We start from the raw sequence: 14933 nt of genomic DNA, 5'->3' as shown, positions 1-14933 counted from the left end.
CAATCGGATAACTGACCGGTACGGTAGGCGCCATGACCGGGCGAGGCGCGTCGGAAGATGACGAGCAGCAGGATCGCGGTCGTGGCACCGGGCGACTACTGCTGGTAGCGGCTTTGGCGCTCGCGATGGGTGCCGCGGCGGTGCTGGTGCTGAGCGACAACGCCCGCTGGCTGCGGTTGGCCGTGGTCGCCGCGCTGTGGGCCGCGCTCGTCGGCGCGTTCCTCGCGGCCCGCTACCGCCGGCAGGTCGCCGAGCGCGTGCACGAGGTCGCGGACCTCCAGTCGGTGTACGAGCTGGAGCTGGAGCGCGAGGTCGCCGCCCGCCGCGAGTACGAGCTGGAGGTCGAGGCCGAGACCCGCAAGCGGGTGCAGGAGGAGGCCAGGGACGACCTGGACGCGCTGCGCGGCGAGCTGCGCACGTTGCGGGAGAACCTGGAAGCCCTGCTCGGTGGCGAGGTGCTGGTCGAACGGGTGGCGCTGCGCGCCGAGTCGACCCGGATGCGCGCCCTGTCCGACCACTCCCGGCTGATGGCGGTGGGTGACAAGCGGGTGATCACCGCCGGTCCCGCCGCGCCGGCCACGCCGAAGGCCGCGGACAAGCCGCAGAACGACCGCACCGAGTTGATCGAGCGGGTCACCGTCGACCGGGTCAGCGTCGAACGCTCGAACGTCGACACCGCGCGCAAGGACCAGGTTCGGCGCCCCGAACCGACCCGCCCCGAGCCCGCCCGGCGTGAGCAGTCCCAGCCGGCGCGCCGCGAGCCGGCCCGTGCCAACGCCCAGGCCCGCCCGACGCCGCCGGTGGTGGTGCGGCGGGAGGCGACGAAGCCTGATCCGACGGAACGGGTGAACCGGGACGTGGCGGCGCGGCTGGGTGCGCCGGTGCCGCCTCCCGCTCGTCCGGCGGAACCCGCGGAGCGGTCGCGGCCGGCCGAGACCTCGGGCACCGAGCACGCGGTGCAGCGGCGGAGCCGGGTGGCCGACCGGACCGAGATGATCAGCCGGGAGGCGTTGACCGAGGCGCCGGCGCGGCGGCCGGGACCCGTGCGGCCGGAGGGGACCGGCGAGCAGCGTGTGGTCCAGTCCACCGGTGAGCAGCGCGTCGTCGCTCGTCCGCAGTCGACGGGTGAGCAGCGGGTCGTGCCCCGTGCCGACTCGACCGGCGACCAGCGTGCGACGCCGGGCGACGTGCGCCGGCCGTCGACCGCGCGGGCCGAGCTGACCGGTGAGCACCGGCCGGTGGAGGTGCGGCGGCCGAGCGCCGGGCGGGCCGACCTGACGGGCGAGCACCGGCCGGTCGGACGTCCGGACGCGGTGGCCGAGCCGGCACGTCGACCGGTGCCCCAGGCGGGCCTGACCGGCGAGCACCGGCCGGTCGGCCGTCCCGACGCGGTGGCCGAGCCCGCGCGTCGACCGGCCGACCTGACGGGCGAGCACCGGCCGGTGGGTCGCCCTGACCCGATCAGCGAGCAGGTGCGTCGGCCGGTCGTCCGGGCCGAGCTGACCGGTGAGCACCGCCCGGTGCCCGCCGGTGAGCCGGCGCGTCGGCCTGCCGTGCGGGCCGAGTTGACCGGCGAGCACGTTCCGGTGACGGGTCGGCCGGCCCCGGCGGACCCGCCGTCGGCCTCCGCGACCTCGTCCGAGGGCCGCCGCCGGGCACCCGAGCCCACCGCCGGCGACGCGGGCGGGCGGCGTCGGGCCGACGACACGTGGGACTCGTGGGAGGACAGCCCGAAGCCGGCCGGTCGGCGCAGCGCGCCCGAGCCGGTCGAGCCCGCCGGCGCCCACGCGGACGGCAAGTCGGTCAGCGAACTCCTCGCCGCGCTCGGCGGTGCGGATTCGCCGCGCCGCCGTCGCCGCCGCGAGGACTGACAGCCGGAAGGCCGGACGGCTACTTGTCGATGTCCCCGACGACCACGGCGAACGACCCGAGCACCGCGGGCAGGTCGGCCACCTTCGTGCCCGGCAGCAGCGCGGACAGGGCCTGGACGTTGTTGAACGACGGCGTCCGCAGCTTCAGCCGCCACGGCGTCTTCTCACCCCGTGACGCCAGGTGGACGCCGGACGTGCCCAGCGGCGCTTCGACCCACGTGTAGACCGACCCCTCCGGCGCCTTCACGGCCTTGGGCAGGCGCAGGTTCACCGGCCCGGTCGGCAGCGCGTCCAGGCACCGGCGGGCGAGTGCGACGGACTGGTGGACCTCGTCCACCATGCCCCGCACGCGGGCGAGCGCGTCGCCCTCGGTCCGGACCACCGGGCGCACGTCGAGGTCCCGGTAGCCGGGCAGCGGGTCGTCGCGGCGCAGGTCGAAGTCGACCCCGGACGCCCGGCCGATCGGACCGGTGACGCCGAACGCGAGCGCGGCGTCCCGCGTCAGCACCCCGAGCCCGGCCAGTCCTCCCGGCGCCCCACCGGGGTCCACAGTGGACAGCACTTCGCGCACCCGGTCGGTCCAGCCGGCCGGCACGTCCTCGCGCAGGCCGCCGATCCGGTTGAACATGAAGTGGATCCGGCCGCCGGACGCTTCCTCCAGCACGGCCTGCACCGCGTCGCGGTCGCGGGCGCCGGTGATCGGCGCGAGGAACACCAGGTGCGCCATGATCCGGTTGAGCTCGCACAGCAGGACCCGCAGGGCATGGGCGCGCGGCGGCACGTCCATGCCGGTCATCCGCTCGACGGCCAGCGCGACGGCCAGCTCGTTGCAGAACGCGGCGAGCCAGTCGTGCCGGTTGGCCAGCGTCAGCACCTGCCGGTAGTCGCGCACCTCGAACAGCTTCTCCGCGCCGCGGTGCAGGTGCCCGACCAGCGGTTCGGCGGCCGTGATGACCTCGTCGTCCCGGACCGTCAGCCGCAGCCGGTACGCGCCGTGCGCCGACGGGTGCAGCGGGCCGAGGTCGACCACCCGGTCGACCCCCAGGTGCCGCGCACCGGCGCCAACGCCAACGGTGATCTCCACCCGTTCATGCTCGCACGGCCGCGCCGTCGCCGGAGGTGAGGGCTATTCGCGGGTGATGGCGAACAGAAAGCACCCGTGGGAAACGCTGCGGACCTGGATTTCGGCCACCTCCGGATTGTCGAGCAATGCGGTGACGCGGTCGTCCAGGGTTCCGGGCTGGGCGATTTCGCCGTCGTGGATGCGGCCTTCGGCGGTGTAGGCGCGGAGGGTTCGCGCGGCGTGGCGGAACGCTTCCGGGAACTCCGCGGTGCTCTTCGGGCCTTCGCACGGTTCGGCGTGCGCGAACACCGGGCCCACTTCCTCGTACGGTCCGACCCCGGCGGTCGGGGTGTACCGGAAAAGGATCAGCGGTTCGCCGGCTTCGGCTTTGCGCAGGCAACACCGCAGTGGCGCGCCGGCGGATTCCCGGTGCGACTCGTGGTGCCCGTCGACGGCCGCCCGCTCGCGCGCGCGGTCCAGCACATCGGTCGGTAGCGCGTGGATTCTCATGCCCTCGACCGTTGTCCGCGACGTCCCGCGCCGCCGGCGGTCTTCGGCCCTTTGAATGGCGGTCAGGGCTGCCACGGTGGCAAAGGCGGGAGCAGGGACGACACCGGCACACCCCGTCCGTGCAGGAGCCAGCCGAACGATCCCAGCCCGCCTTCCGCGCGCAGTTCCGCGATCCGCGACGCCCTTTCGGCCGCCGTCAGCCAATCCGCGCCGACACCGGCGTCCACCGTGCCGACCAATCCCAGGGCCGCCAAAGCGTCCCGTTGCGACACCAGCACCCAGTCACCACCGGCCGCCGCCGCGCACGCGTCCAGCGCGACGTGGGCGGTCAGGTCGCAGCTCCCGTCGAACACCGGCTCCACCCGCCGCCCGTCCCGGTACGCCGCGAACGTGCCGGCCGCGTACCGCCCCGCCGCCCGGTCGGCCAGCACGTGCCCGTAGTCCACGGCCAGCGCCGCACCGCGCACCCGCGCGACCGCGTCCGCCCACGCCACGTCCCGGGGAGCGCCGATCTCGGCCTGCCCGCCCTCGCCCACCGGCCACCACCGGTCCAGCCAGGGATCGGACACGGGGCCGGTGACCAACGGACAGGGCACCGCGTCCAGCCATTCGTGCCCCACGAGCAACCCGCACACCGAAGATGGCAGCGACGACGTCCACTCCACACCCGGCACCGACCGCGAGGGCCCCACGTCGACCGCCGTCACCACCAACCGCTCCGCGAGCGACCCCGAAGCCATGGACCGCACCGTCGCCGAGAGCTCCCCGCCGCCCGCACCCACGTCCACGAAGTCCAGCCGCGCGGGACGGCCGAGGCCGAAGTCCACCCGATCGAGCAGCACGAGCAGCGCTTCCGCCAGCTCAGGGCCTACGAGGGGCGCGGTGCGGAAGTGGTCGGCGGGCACCGCGCCGCGGGTGAAGAACCCCGACGGCCCGTACAACGCCTCCCGCCACAGGGCTTCCGAGTCCACCATCAGTCAAGTGTCCCTTTAAGGTTGCTCCCCGTGACCACTCCCGCCCGCAAGCGCGCCGACCAGCACCGCTGGACCGTGCTGCTCCCGGTGGTGGGCCTGATCGCGCTGGGCGTGTGCGGGCTGGTGCTCCTGGGCCTCGGCACGAGCAGCGTCGGCCTGCTGCCCATCCTGGTCGGCGCGCTCGCCGCGCTGGTGCCCGTCGTCGGCGTGATCAGCGCCTACCTGTGGGTCGACCGCTGGGAGCCGGAACCGGCGAAGATCCTGCTGCTGGCCTTCCTGTGGGGCGCGTGCGGCGCGACGATCACCTCGCTGGTGTTCAACCAGACCGCGCACGTGCTCGGCCAGCTGATCAACGGCGGTGACGGCAGCATGTTCGCCGCCGTGGTCGGCGCCCCGATCACCGAGGAGGCCGCGAAGGCGGCGTTCATCGTGGTGCTGTTCCTGCGCCGCCGGCAGGAGTTCGACGGCGTCGTGGACGGCGTGGTCTACGCGGGCGTGACGGCCGCCGGCTTCGCGTTCACCGAGAACATCTGGTACTTCGCCCGCGTCTTCTCCGACAGCGGGTTCGGCGACCTGAGCAGCGGCGTGATCGCGCTGTTCATCCTGCGCGGCGTGCTCTCGCCGTTCGCGCACCCGCTGTTCACGTCGATGACCGGTGTCGGGATCGGCATCGCCACCATCACCAGGAACCGGAAGCTGCGGATCGCCGCACCCGTCCTCGGCTACCTCGCGGCGGCCGGCCTGCACTCGCTGTGGAACTTCTCCACCACCGTCGGCACCGGCTCCACCTTCATCAACCTGTACTTCCTGATCATGGTGCCGATCTTCGCCGGCATGGTCCTGATGGTGGTCTGGCAGCGCCGCCGCGAGCAGCGGATCGTCGCGGGCCAGCTGCCGGACATGGCCGCGCGGAAGTGGATCGCGTCCAGCGAGGTCACCCTCCTGGCCAGCCTCCAGGGCCGCAGCCGCTGGCGGCGCACGGTCCGGCGCAAGGTCGGCGACGAGGCGGCCAAGGCGGTCGCGGGCTACCAGATCGCGGCCACCGAACTGGCGTTCCTGCGGCACCGCATGGCCAGCGGCACCGCGGGCCACGACGCCGACGAACGTCACTCGAAGCTGCTCGAAGCACTCGTCGTCGCACGTCAGGCGGCCGTCGAAGCGCCCGGGGCGCTGAAGGCCGCGGGTGGCGTTCGTCGCAGTTGAAGGTCCACCGCAACCCACCGGATTACGCTCGCGCCCGTCGTCCGGTACCCAGCCCAAGGGACTGGAACGCCGCCTGAAGGAGTACGTCGCATGGACGCGACCCCCCGCCCCGCGCGGCTGGCCGTCGGAGTGATCTCGGCCGGCCGGGTCGGTTCGGTGCTGGGTGCCGCGCTGGCCCGCGCCGGACACGCCGTGAGCGCCGTCGCCGCCGTCTCCCGCGACTCGCTGCGCCGCGCCGAAGACCTCCTGCCGGACGTCCCCGTGCTGCCGCCGCCCGAGGTCGCCGCGGCGGCCGACCTCGTGCTGCTGGCCGTTCCCGACGACGAGCTGCCCGGCCTGGTCCGCGGCCTCGTCGCCACCGGTTCGCTGCGCGCGGGGCAGATCGTCGTGCACACGAGCGGCGCGCAGGGCGTCGCCGTGCTGCGGCCTGCCGCTGAACTGGGCGCCCTGTGCGTGGCGCTGCACCCCGTCATGACGTTCACCGGCCGCGCCGAGGACGTGCAGCGGATGAACGCCTGCTCGGTCGGCGTCACCGCGGCCGACGGCGACGAGGTCGCCTGGAACGTGGGCGAGGCGCTGGTGGTGGAGATGTCCGCCGAACCGGTGCGCATCCCCGAAGCCGCCCGCCCGCTCTACCACGCCGCCCTCGCGCACGGCGCGAACCACCTGATCACCCTGGTCGCCGACTGCGCGGACCTGCTGCGCGGCGCGGGCATCGCGGACGCCGAACGGATGCTCGGCCCGCTGCTGTCCGCCGCGCTGGACAACGCCCTGCGGCACGGCGACCGGGCGCTCACCGGCCCCGTGGCGCGCGGCGACGTCGGCACCGTGGCCAAGCACCTGGCGGTGCTCGCCGGCCAGGACACCCTGCCCGCGTACCGGGTCCTCGCGCTCCGCACCGCGGCGCGCGCACAGGCCGCCGGACTGCTCAAGCCCGAACTGGCGTCCGACGTCCGCACCACTCTCGACGAGGAACAGGCATGACCAAGCCGCTCACCAAGGACGACTACGCGCCGAACGACGTGACGGTGCACCGCGACCCGGACCGGCTGCGCCGCGTCACGAGGGCGTTGAAGGCGGCGGGTCGCAACATCGCCCTGGTGCCGACCATGGGTGCGCTGCACGAGGGCCACCGGCAGCTGATCCGCGAAGCACACGTCATGCAGAACACCGTGGTCGTCGTGTCCGTCTTCGTGAACCCGAAACAATTCGGGCCGAACGAGGACTTCGGTCGCTACCCGCGCAGCTTCGAGTCCGATGTGGACATCTGCCGGGCGGAACGCGCCGGCATCGTGTTCGCGCCGTCGGTGGACGACATGTACCCGCCCGGCGGCACCGTCACGGTCGACCCCGGCCCGCTCGGCGACGAGCTTGAGGGCCAGTCGCGGCCCGGCCACTTCACCGGCGTGCTGTCCGTGGTGGCCAAGCTCTTCAACATCGTGCAGCCGACCTACGCGGTGTTCGGCGAGAAGGACTACCAGCAGCTCACGCTGATCCACCGGATGGCCCGCGACCTGAACTTCCCGCTGGACGTGGTCGGCGTGCCGACGGTGCGCGAGCCGGACGGCCTGGCGCTGTCCTCCCGCAACCGCTACCTGTCCGAAGAGGAGCGTTCCGCCGCGACCGCGTTGTCCGCCGCCCTGGTGGCGGGCGCGTACGTCAGCGGCCAGGGTGCGGACGCCGTGCTGAAGGCCGCGCGCGACACCCTCGCCGCGGTGCCCGGCGTCGACCTCGACTACCTGGAGCTGCGCGCGCCCGACCTCGGTCCGGCGCCGGAGAACGGCGACGCCCGCCTGCTGGTGGCCGCCCGCGTCGGCTCCACCCGACTGATCGACAACACCGCCGTGCTGCTCGGCACCGGTGACGAGTAAGGGGACCGCGATGTTCCGCACCATGCTCAAGTCGAAGATCCACCGGGCCACCGTCACCCAGGCCGACCTGCACTACGTCGGCTCGGTCACGGTGGACGAGGACCTGATGGAGGCCGCCGACCTGCTGGCCGGCGAGCAGGTCGCGATCGTGGACGTCACGAACGGCGCGCGGCTGGAGACCTACGTCATCCCCGGCGACCGCGGCACCGGCGTGATCGGCATCAACGGCGCGGCGGCGCACCTCGTCAAGCCGGGCGACCTGGTGATCCTCATCGCGTACGGGCAGATGGACGACGCCGAGGCGCGAGAGTACGAGCCGAAGGTGGTCTTCGTCGACGCCGACAACAAGGTCGTCGAGCTCGGCGCGGACCCGGCGCACGCGCCCGAGGGTTCGGGGCTGGTGAACGGGTCCACGACCGCGCAGCCGGAGGCGGTGGCGGCGGAGACCGAGGACGCGGCGGCGCTGGACGCGTTGATCCAGGCCGAGGACCAGTAGGCCGAGAACAAGGGGAGACCCGCAGTGCTGCTCGCCATCGACGTCGGCAACACCAACATCGTGCTGGGCCTGTACGACGGCACGGGAGCCGCCGCGGCGCTGGTCCGCGACTGGCGGATGCGGACCGACGCCCGGATGACCGCCGACGAGCTGGCGCTGACGATGCGCGGTCTGCTCGGCGAGTACGCCGACAAGATCACCGGCATCTCGGCGCTGTCCACCGTGCCCGCGGTGCTGCGCGAGCTGCGCGTGATGCTCGGCCGCTACTACTCCACCGTGCCCAAGGTGCTGGTCGAACCGGGCGTGCGGACCGGCGTCCCGCTGCTGGTGGACAACCCGAAGGAGGTGGGCTCGGACCGCGTGATCAACACGTTGGCCGCGCACCACCTGCACAGCACGGCGTGCGTCGTGGTCGACTTCGGCACGTCCACGAACCTCGACGTGATCTCGGCCAAGGGCGAGTTCCTGGGCGGCGCGCTGGCGCCCGGCATCGAGATCTCGGTGGACGCGCTGGCCGCGCGCGCCGCGCAGCTGCGGAAGGTCGAACTCGTCCGGCCCCGGTCGGTGATCGGCAAGAACACCGTGGAATGCCTCCAGTCCGGCATCGTCTACGGGTTCGTCGGCCAGGTGGACGGCCTGGTGCGCCGGATCGTGGACGAGCTCCAGCTCAGCGAGCCGGGTCCGGTCACGGTGATCGCGACCGGCGGTCTCGCGCCCCTGGTGGTGACCGAGTCGGCCACCATCCACTCGCACGTGCCGGACCTGACCCTGCTGGGCTTGCGCCTGGTGTTCGAGCGGAACATGAAGTAATCGGCGCCCGACGGCGGTCCGACGGCGGTCAGACGCGGCGCAGGCGTTTCACGTAGGTGGTGAGGGGCAGGTCGAACTCGCCGTCGGCGGTTTCGGGGCGGGACTTGAGGAACGCGAGCATCCGCGCGTTCAGCTCGGCCCGTTCGTCCGCCGCGATCACCAGCGCGTGCGAGTGGGTGTTGACCATCGCGAGCAGGGTCTCGGCGGTGCGCCGGTGCACGTGCTCGAACGCGGCCGGCGCCGGGTCGGTGAACAGCTCGTGCTCCGTCAGCGGGTCGAAGGCGAGCTCGTCCTGCGCGCTGACGCTGGAGCGGGCGGTCCGGACGAAGTCCGCGACCCACGGCACCGAGGTGTCGTAGTCGTTCCACAGCGCCGCGAGCACACCGCCCGGCCGCAGCACCCGCGCGATCTCCGGCAGCGCCCGTTCCGGGTCGAACCAGTGGAACGCCTGCCCGACCACCACCGCGTCCAGCGTGCCGTCCGGCAACGGGATCCGCTCCGCGGTGCCGGGCAGGGCGCGCACCGAACCGTGGTGGCGCACCAGTTCCGAGAGCATCGACTCGTTCGGTTCGACGGCCGTCACGTGGTGGCCCTCGGCGACCAGGCCGCCGGTCAGCTTGCCGGTGCCCGCGCCGAGGTCCAGCACGTCGCGCGGCCCTTCTCCCAGTGGTTCCAACGCCCAGCGGACGGCCGCGAGCGGGTAGTCCGGTCGGTGTTCCGCGTAAGCCGAGGCGTGCGCTCCGAAGGAGTTCGCCCGCCGGGTCCGCAAGTCATCTCCGGTCACCACCCAGAGCCTAGTGAGATCCGGTTCGTTTTCCCGAGTGGTCTTTCCGTACTCTTCCGCTTGTGCGCGCACAGCCCTGTCCGGTTCCCGTCACGGGTTCCGTCTCGGGTTCCGCGACCGGGGACGGTCTCCCCGTGCGGGTGCGGCGCATCGGGATCGGAGGCGGACGGCGGACGATGGCGGCGAAGAAGTTGCGCAGCCCGGACATGCGCGATCGGGCAACGCGACTCGTTGTCGGACCCGGTCGGTGAAGAAGTCACGTGCGAAACCACGGTGTCGACCTCGCAGTTCACCCTCGCGCGGTGGCCGGTCGATGAAGACTTTCCGCGATCGTCGCGGTACGGAATGCCACCGCTGTGGTGTGAATGGTCATCGGCCGGGCGCTGATGGCGCGCGCGGGTCTCGGTATCGGGGAGTGGATCCCCTTCACCCCCGTTCACGTCCGTTCGCCCTGAATGAGTAACTTCTCGGACTCCAGGCGGCGCATTCCGGGAGTTGTGCGCTAACCTGCACTCGCCAATGCTTTAGGTCGCGGTCGGGGAACACCGCGCATTCGAGTCCAGGAGGATACGCATGGCGCAGAAGGTCACCGTGACCCTGGTCGATGACCTGGACGGTGGGAAGGCAGAGGAGACGGTCGGCTTCGGATTGGACGGTGTGTCCTACGAGATCGACCTTTCCGCGGGCAATGCGGGCAGGCTCCGCGACGCTCTCGCCGACTTCGTCGCCAGTGCCCGCAAGGCGGGTGGCCGCAAGCGCGGCCCGGGTCGTCCGGCCGGTGTGAAGGCAGCGCGTCCCGCTTCGGCGGATCGTGAGCAGAACCAGGCCATTCGGGAGTGGGCGCGCAAGCAGGGCATGAAGGTGTCCGATCGCGGTCGCATCCCGGCCGAGGTGCTGGAGGCTTACCACCAGCAGGGCTGACGGGAGTCATTGCCGTGGTCCAGGCCACGGCAATTACGTCAATCGACGAAGGGGCGCCGGGATTCTCCGGTGCCCCTTGGTTGTTTTTCAGACGGGGTGCCCCGAGGGCAACCCCTGAAATGAAGATCCTTTTCACAGAGTACTACGGGTGTTCATGAGTTTCGCTCGGACGCGGTCGTCGGCACGGAGTGTGCCGAGCGGTGACCTGACAGTGTTCGGTTAGGCTTGCCTCACCAAGTCGGGTCGCCGTGGGAGGAGCAGCACCTTGGCCCTCCGCACCACCCGCCTGCTGCTGCTCGTAGGGCTCCTCATCCTCGTCTCGCTCGCCAGCGTGGCCATCGGCGCGAAACCCATTCCGCTCGGTGACGTCTGGCACGCGCTGACCGCACCGACCGGGCTGGAGAACGACCTCGTCGTCCGCGAGTTGCGGGTGCCCCGCACGTTGCTCGGCGTCGCCGTGGGCATCGCACTCGGTCTCGGCGGCGCGCTGATGCAGGGCCACACCCGCAACCCGCTGGCCGACCCGGGCATCCTCGGCGTCACCCAGGGCGCCGCTTTCGCCGTCGTCCTCTCCATCTACACGCTGGGCGTGACCAGCCTCTACGGGTACGTGTGGTTCGCGTTCGCCGGTGCGCTGGTGGCCAGCGTCGTGGTGTTCCTGCTGGGATCGGGCCGATCCGGGCCGACGCCGGTGACGTTGGCCCTGGCGGGTGCGGCGGTGAGCGCGCTCATGCACGGGCTGGTGTCCGCGCTGGTGCTGCTCGACCGGCAGAGCCTGGACGCGTTCCGGTTCTGGCAGGTCGGCGGGATCGCCGGGCGTGACGTCGCGGTGCTGTGGCAGGTGCTGCCGTTCCTGGTCGTCGGGCTGGTGCTGGCGGCGGTCAACGCGGTCGGGCTGAACGCGCTGGCGCTCGGTGACGACGTGGCCCGGTCGCTCGGGCAGCGGGTGGCGTGGACCAGGGTCGTGGGGGTCGTCGCGATCACCCTGCTGGTGGGCGGAGCGGTGGCGGTGTGCGGGCCGATCGGGTTCCTCGGGCTGGTCGTGCCGCACGCGGCGCGCGCGTTGACCGGGCCGGACTACCGGTGGCTGCTGCCGTTCTCGGCGGTGATCGGCGCGATCGTGCTGCTGGTCGCGGACATCGTCGGACGGGTGGTGGCGAGGCCGGGCGAACTGGAGGTCGGCGTCGTGATGGCGCTGGTCGGCGCGCCGTTCTTCGTCGCCCTGGTGCGGCGGCGGAAGCTGGTGAAGCTGTGACGGGGTTCCGGCTCGGACCGGTGTCCGGCGCGCTGCGGTGGCGGCCGTTCGCGGTGGTGGTAGTCGGGCTGGGGCTGCTGGTGCTCGCGGCGGCGGTGAGCGTGGCGCGCGGTGACTTCCCGATCCCGCTGGCGCAGGTGTTCGACGTGCTCACGGGCGGCGGGCAGCGCGGGCAGCGGTTCATCGTGCTCGACCTGCGGCTGCCGAGGGCGTTGACGGGGGTGTTCGTCGGCGCGGCGCTCGGGGTCGCGGGGGCCGTGTTCCAGTCGATCGCGCGGAATCCGCTGGCGAGCCCGGACATCCTCGGCGTGACGTGGGGTGCGGGTGCCGGTGCGGTCGGCGTGATCACGTTCGGCGGGTCGCTGGGCGTGGTCGGCGGGACGATGGCGGAGGTCGGCGTGCCGTTGGCGAGCCTCGCCGGCGGGCTGCTGGCCGGGCTGCTCGTGTACGGGCTGGCGTGGCGGCGGGGGATCGAGGGGTTCCGGCTGGTGCTGGTGGGCATCGGTGTCTCGGCCGTGGCGAGCAACTTCACCCACTACCTGCTGACCGTGGGCGACGTCACGGACGCGTCGCGGGTGATGGTGTGGATCACCGGCAGCCTGAACGGGCGCGGGTGGGAGCACGTCGTGCCGGTCGGGGCGGCGTTGGCGCTGCTGATCCCGGCGATCCTGGTCGGGACGCGGCTGCTGGGCGCCCTCCAGTTCGACGACGACACCGCGCGCGGGCTCGGGGTGCGGCTGAACGGCGCGCGGAGCGTGATGCTGCTGCTCGGGGTCGTGCTGGCCGCCGTGGCGACCGCCGCCGCCGGTCCGGTCGCGTTCGTGGCGCTGGCGTCACCGCAGATCGCGCTGCGGCTGGCCGGCACCGCCACGCCGCCGCTGCTCGGGTCGGCCGTGGTCGGCGGGCTGCTGGTGGTGGTGTCGGACCTGGTCGCGCGGCTGGCGTTCGGCGGGTTCGAGCTGCCGGTGGGTGTGGTGACGGCCGTGCTGGGCGCTCCTTATCTGATGTACCTGCTCGTCCGCAGTCGCCGGGAGGCACGGGTATGACCGCTGTTCGGCTCCAGGCCCAGTCGCTGTCCGTCGGGTACGGGGAGCGGCTGGTCGTGTCCGGGCTCGACCTGGACGTGCTGTCCGGTTCGGTGGCGGCGGTGATCGGGCCCAACGGGTGCGGCAAGTCGACGCTGCTGCGCGCCCTCGGGCGCCTGCTGCCGGCCCGGTCCGGCGCGGTGGTGCTGGACGGCAAGCGCATCGACCGGACGCCCACCCGTGAGGTGGCGAAGGTGCTGGCGATGCTGCCGCAGGCGCCGCAGGCTCCCGAAGGGCTGACCGTGGCGGAGCTGGTCGCGCGCGGCCGGCACCCGCACCAGGCGTGGTACCGGCAGTGGTCGCCGGAGGACGAGGCGGCGGTGGCGTCGGCGCTGGAGATGACCGGCATGGACGGGTTGGCGGACCGGACCGTCGACGAGCTGTCCGGCGGTCAGCGGCAGCGGGCGTGGATCTCGATGGCGCTGGCGCAGGGGACCGACCTGCTGCTGCTGGACGAGCCGACGACCTACCTGGACCTGGCCCACCAGATCGACGTGCTGGACCTCGTGCAGCGGCTGCACCGCGAGTTCGGACGGACCGTCGTGATGGTGCTGCACGACCTCAACCTGGCGGCCCGGTACGCCGACCGGCTGGTGGCGATGAAGGACGGCCGGATCGTGGTGGAGGGCCCGCCCGCGGACGTGCTGACCGAGGCCAACCTCCTGGACGTCTTCGGCCTGGACGCCCGCGTGGTCCCCGACCCGGTCTCCGACACGCCGCTGGTGATCCCGATCGGCCACCGCCACCGTTCGCCGGCACGTTCCGAGCGTTGAACTCGGGGGTTCGGAACGTAGGACACGGGTGTTCCGAAGGTACGACTCACGCGTTCTGAACGTAGGACTCTCGGGGTTCGCAGACGCGGGGGCAGGTGGAGCAGGCGGCGGCGTCCGGCAGGGCGTAGTGGAAGCAGCAGCTCTCGCGGCGCCTGGTCCAACCGGTGTCGGTGGCCTTCAGCGTGGACGCCGAGGTGAACGGGTCGAGCTTGGCCGGCAGCAGCAGCGCCGCGTCCACCACGCCGCCCGTCTCGTCGCCGCACAGCTGCCCCGCCGTCCACGCCGCGCTGTCCAGCGCGTCCGTGGCCGCCGCCCACAGCATCCGCCGGCCCAGCCGCACGGTCGACCCGAACGATCCGACGAACTGCGCGCTGTGCGCCGCGAAGCGGGCCCTCAGCAACGCCGCCAGCGCGGTCTCGTCGGTCACTGCGGTCGCGCCGGGGTGGTGCGCCGCCGGGTCGTCCGGCAGGCACGCGAACTCGTCCGACAGCAGCGCCACGCCGACCACGTGCGGACGACCCTCGGGCGCCAGCCGGATCGCGATGTCGGAGGGCCGCAGCGACGGCACCCGCCGCGCGCCGTGGAACAGCAGTCCGCCGAGCACGCCCACCACGTTGAGGTACCAGGTCATGACGTACCCGGCGGTGGTCCGCTCCGGCGCCTCGCCGTACTGGTCGCGCAGCCACTCGGCCAGCTGCTCGCGCCACACGTCGAACCGCTCCGGCTCGCTGACGAACTCCGAGCACACGACCCAGTCGCCGCGGTCGGCGGGAAGCCCGAACCTGGCCTCGAAACCCTCGTACAGCGACACCCGCGCAAGGGACTCGGCGAGCGGCGTCGCCGCGTCGCACTCCGTCTCCCACACAGGTACGGTCGTCACCAGAAGGTCCTCGTCGGGTCGCTCGGGTTGAGGTTTGCCTTACCTTAGCAAGGTAGGCCTAACTTGCACCGCTGTGGTGACCCCGGTCACCCCCGATGACGCCGAACGGCTGAATGTTCGCGTTGAGCGGACAACACCCGATCCGTGGAATCTGCCAGCTAGATCACGCGTTGATACCGATGTCAGAGATCCCCGAAGACGACTGCCTGCGATCGGGAACTGAGAGTGTCGGGGCTGACGACTACAGTGGTCCCACGGTGCCGCGCTCTCCACGGTCAGCCAGACGGTCGGCCAGGGGTGAGCCCGAGGACCGCCGGCGCAGCAGTCAGGGAGTGCGAATGTTCGAAAGGTTCACCGACCGCGCGAGGCGGGTGGTTGTCCTGGCCCAGGAAGAGGCCAGGATGCTCAACCACAACTACATCGGCACCGAACACATC

At 72.4% G+C, this 14933-nt stretch carries 16 protein-coding genes; 11 read left to right on the top strand and 5 right to left on the bottom strand.

Features of this window, described 5'->3' with window-relative positions; all coding sequences use genetic code 11:
* Positions 1 to 32: 32 nt before the first annotated feature.
* Entirely contained in the window at positions 33 to 1871 is a 1839-nt protein-coding gene (locus tag OQ02_RS36250; protein WP_156077522.1) for a DUF6779 domain-containing protein, read from the top strand.
* Between the two features lie 19 nt (positions 1872 to 1890).
* On the opposite strand, the gene OQ02_RS36245 is transcribed toward OQ02_RS36250, so the two are convergent.
* From OQ02_RS36245 to OQ02_RS36235, 3 genes are read right to left on the bottom strand one after another with little or no spacing between them, the layout of a single operon-like run.
* Complete coding sequence (locus tag OQ02_RS36245; protein WP_033443206.1) at positions 1891 to 2955, bottom strand: NADH-quinone oxidoreductase subunit D; 1065 nt, start codon at positions 2953 to 2955, stop codon at positions 1891 to 1893.
* A gap of 42 nt (positions 2956 to 2997) precedes the next feature.
* Complete coding sequence (locus tag OQ02_RS36240) at positions 2998 to 3519, bottom strand: DUF1203 domain-containing protein (protein WP_156077521.1); 522 nt, start codon at positions 3517 to 3519, stop codon at positions 2998 to 3000.
* A complete protein-coding gene (locus OQ02_RS36235) occupies positions 3507 to 4418 on the bottom strand; it encodes an SAM-dependent methyltransferase (RefSeq protein WP_033443204.1) in 912 nt (303 codons plus the stop codon). Before OQ02_RS36235 ends, OQ02_RS36240 begins: the two co-directional genes overlap by 13 nt.
* Before the next feature lie 30 nt (positions 4419 to 4448).
* On the opposite strand from OQ02_RS36235, the gene OQ02_RS36230 reads away from it, so the two are divergent.
* The 5 genes from OQ02_RS36230 to OQ02_RS36210 all read left to right on the top strand — a co-directional run bounded on the left by OQ02_RS36230 (position 4449) and on the right by OQ02_RS36210 (position 8798).
* The gene (locus tag OQ02_RS36230) at positions 4449 to 5621 is read left to right on the top strand and encodes a PrsW family intramembrane metalloprotease (RefSeq protein WP_442973731.1); all 1173 of its coding nucleotides are present in this window, start codon (positions 4449 to 4451) and stop codon (positions 5619 to 5621) included.
* A gap of 90 nt (positions 5622 to 5711) precedes the next feature.
* Positions 5712 to 6605, top strand: coding sequence for a Rossmann-like and DUF2520 domain-containing protein (locus tag OQ02_RS36225; protein WP_033443203.1), 894 nt, complete (start codon positions 5712 to 5714; stop codon positions 6603 to 6605).
* A complete protein-coding gene (panC, locus tag OQ02_RS36220; protein ID WP_033443202.1) occupies positions 6602 to 7492 on the top strand; it encodes a pantoate--beta-alanine ligase in 891 nt (296 codons plus the stop codon). The genes OQ02_RS36225 and panC overlap by 4 nt, the downstream gene beginning before the upstream one ends.
* A 10-nt stretch (positions 7493 to 7502) precedes the next feature.
* Positions 7503 to 7988, top strand: coding sequence for an aspartate 1-decarboxylase (gene panD, locus OQ02_RS36215; protein WP_033443201.1), 486 nt, complete (start codon positions 7503 to 7505; stop codon positions 7986 to 7988).
* A 24-nt stretch (positions 7989 to 8012) separates the two neighbouring features.
* A complete protein-coding gene (locus tag OQ02_RS36210) occupies positions 8013 to 8798 on the top strand; it encodes a type III pantothenate kinase (protein WP_033443200.1) in 786 nt (261 codons plus the stop codon).
* A gap of 28 nt (positions 8799 to 8826) precedes the next feature.
* Here the strand turns inward: OQ02_RS36210 and OQ02_RS36205 are convergent, their stop codons facing one another.
* The gene (locus OQ02_RS36205) at positions 8827 to 9582 is read right to left on the bottom strand and encodes a class I SAM-dependent methyltransferase (RefSeq protein ID WP_231500386.1); all 756 of its coding nucleotides are present in this window, start codon (positions 9580 to 9582) and stop codon (positions 8827 to 8829) included.
* Positions 9583 to 10155: 573 nt separating this feature from the next.
* Between OQ02_RS36205 and OQ02_RS36200 the strand changes: the two genes are divergently transcribed.
* The 4 genes from OQ02_RS36200 (at position 10156) to OQ02_RS36185 (ending at position 13616) form a co-directional block, all read left to right on the top strand.
* Positions 10156 to 10503, top strand: coding sequence for a histone-like nucleoid-structuring protein Lsr2 (locus tag OQ02_RS36200; protein ID WP_033443198.1), 348 nt, complete (start codon positions 10156 to 10158; stop codon positions 10501 to 10503).
* A 265-nt stretch (positions 10504 to 10768) separates the two neighbouring features.
* A complete protein-coding gene (locus tag OQ02_RS36195) occupies positions 10769 to 11758 on the top strand; it encodes a FecCD family ABC transporter permease (RefSeq protein WP_033443197.1) in 990 nt (329 codons plus the stop codon).
* On the top strand, positions 11755 to 12804 hold the full coding sequence (locus OQ02_RS36190) for a FecCD family ABC transporter permease (RefSeq protein WP_033443196.1): 1050 nt from the start codon (positions 11755 to 11757) through the stop codon (positions 12802 to 12804). The genes OQ02_RS36195 and OQ02_RS36190 overlap by 4 nt, the downstream gene beginning before the upstream one ends.
* A complete protein-coding gene (locus OQ02_RS36185; RefSeq protein ID WP_033443195.1) occupies positions 12801 to 13616 on the top strand; it encodes an ABC transporter ATP-binding protein in 816 nt (271 codons plus the stop codon). The genes OQ02_RS36190 and OQ02_RS36185 overlap by 4 nt, the downstream gene beginning before the upstream one ends.
* A gap of 46 nt (positions 13617 to 13662) precedes the next feature.
* Here the strand turns inward: OQ02_RS36185 and OQ02_RS36180 are convergent, their stop codons facing one another.
* Entirely contained in the window at positions 13663 to 14496 is an 834-nt protein-coding gene (locus tag OQ02_RS36180; protein WP_197043655.1) for a (2Fe-2S)-binding protein, read from the bottom strand.
* Positions 14497 to 14834: 338 nt separating this feature from the next.
* Between OQ02_RS36180 and OQ02_RS47330 the strand changes: the two genes are divergently transcribed.
* Positions 14835 to 14933, top strand: a 99-nt coding sequence (locus OQ02_RS47330) for a Clp protease N-terminal domain-containing protein (protein ID WP_156077520.1), incomplete at its 3' end; no start/stop codon positions are given.

It is taken from the genome of Saccharothrix sp. NRRL B-16314 (genome assembly GCF_000716595.1).
Classification (GTDB): domain Bacteria; phylum Actinomycetota; class Actinomycetes; order Mycobacteriales; family Pseudonocardiaceae; genus Actinosynnema.
The sequence above is the reverse complement of the archived record's forward strand: the minus strand, read 5'-3'. Positions and strand labels throughout refer to the sequence as shown.

Coding starts and splice junctions, on each gene's coding strand:
- OQ02_RS36235 (WP_033443204.1), bottom strand. CDS start 4,418: ATGGTGGACTCGGAAGCCCTGTGGCGGGAGGCGTTGTACGGGCCGTCG.
- panD (WP_033443201.1), top strand. CDS start 7,503: ATGTTCCGCACCATGCTCAAGTCGAAGATCCACCGGGCCACCGTCACC.
- OQ02_RS36185 (WP_033443195.1), top strand. CDS start 12,801: ATGACCGCTGTTCGGCTCCAGGCCCAGTCGCTGTCCGTCGGGTACGGG.
- panC (WP_033443202.1), top strand. CDS start 6,602: ATGACCAAGCCGCTCACCAAGGACGACTACGCGCCGAACGACGTGACG.
- OQ02_RS36200 (WP_033443198.1), top strand. CDS start 10,156: ATGGCGCAGAAGGTCACCGTGACCCTGGTCGATGACCTGGACGGTGGG.
- OQ02_RS36225 (WP_033443203.1), top strand. CDS start 5,712: ATGGACGCGACCCCCCGCCCCGCGCGGCTGGCCGTCGGAGTGATCTCG.
- OQ02_RS36250 (WP_156077522.1), top strand. CDS start 33: ATGACCGGGCGAGGCGCGTCGGAAGATGACGAGCAGCAGGATCGCGGT.